Source organism: Methylobacterium aquaticum, assembly GCF_001043915.1.
Classification (GTDB): domain Bacteria; phylum Pseudomonadota; class Alphaproteobacteria; order Rhizobiales; family Beijerinckiaceae; genus Methylobacterium; species Methylobacterium aquaticum.
Map to the genome: position 1 here is coordinate 1 of NZ_LABX01000415.1, position 1,028 is coordinate 1,028.

Sequence of the window (1,028 nt, forward strand, 5' to 3'; positions counted from 1 at the left end):
GTGGGCGCGGATGTCGAGTTCTGCGATGTCGGTCACGCCGCGCTCCTCCGGTCAGAGCGCGGGTTCCGATCGGCCGAGACCATCGGCGCTTCCGGCGGGAGACCTACAGCTTCGCGTAGGCGCTTCCGGGAGAAGGCGGAGATGTTCTCGCCAGCATCACCGGCCGCCTTCTCAAGGGCGGCCAGCAAGGGCTTATCGACCCTGAGATAAAGCTGACGCGGGTATGCAACTGCCATGACCGACCTCTCGGAGGTTGCTGGCAGCTTAACGCGCGTCGGGCCAAGGGAGGCGCGCTAATATTGTATAGTCACACCTGAGGCTAAATTATCGTTGATTGCTTTTCGTGGTTTCTGGTGATTTCTAATGACGTCTAGTTGACTTTCACCCATGCTTCTGCTGCATAGGGGGCTCATCGTTGGGCCAGTCTTCAGGGCTGGATCCACTCCGACTTTGATAAAATTCGCTGATTTTCATAACAATCTCGCGCTCACCAAGCCCTTCGGTTTTTATGCCGAGGTTTTTTGCAATCTCTATGATCTGAAGAAGCAACTCGGTATCTGTTGGATTGCGGCGCCTTTTTTGCTGGGCCAAGCTTTCTATGACAGACTCTTTGACACCATTAAGTTCGGTCAGCAAAAAATTAATCTGCTGAGCATCCCTATACCACGGCTCCGTAGCGCCCTCGAATGTGTTTTTGGTTTTTTCTAGCCTGTTAGCAACAGCCCTTCCGAATAATCTTCCACTTTCGTAGCCGTCTTGACCGCCACAATCGGCGACAACGTTATTCATTGTAGTGTCAATAATACTGTTCATCGCCATTTCAGTTACTTTATTCACGATCTCCGGCTCTCGAAAGCTTGTCTCAAGCCTGCGCTCAACCTCTTCACTCAATGAGCGCTGCCCCTCATCTGCAGCAGCCTGGAGCTTCGCGAGCATATCATCGGTGCATCGAAACGTTTGGTTGTGGCGGCGGCGCTCAGCGGCCGGCTTGGGCGGCCTGCCGCGCTTTTTCTGTTCCTCGGCCATTT

The 1,028-nt window shown here is 53.7% G+C and carries 1 protein-coding gene; it reads right to left on the reverse strand.

What is annotated here, in order from left to right; all coding sequences use genetic code 11:
• Positions 1 to 381: 381 nt before the first annotated feature.
• Positions 382 to 1,028, reverse strand: a 647-nt coding sequence (locus VP06_RS37585; RefSeq protein ID WP_197093349.1) for a hypothetical protein, incomplete at its 5' end; no start/stop codon positions are given.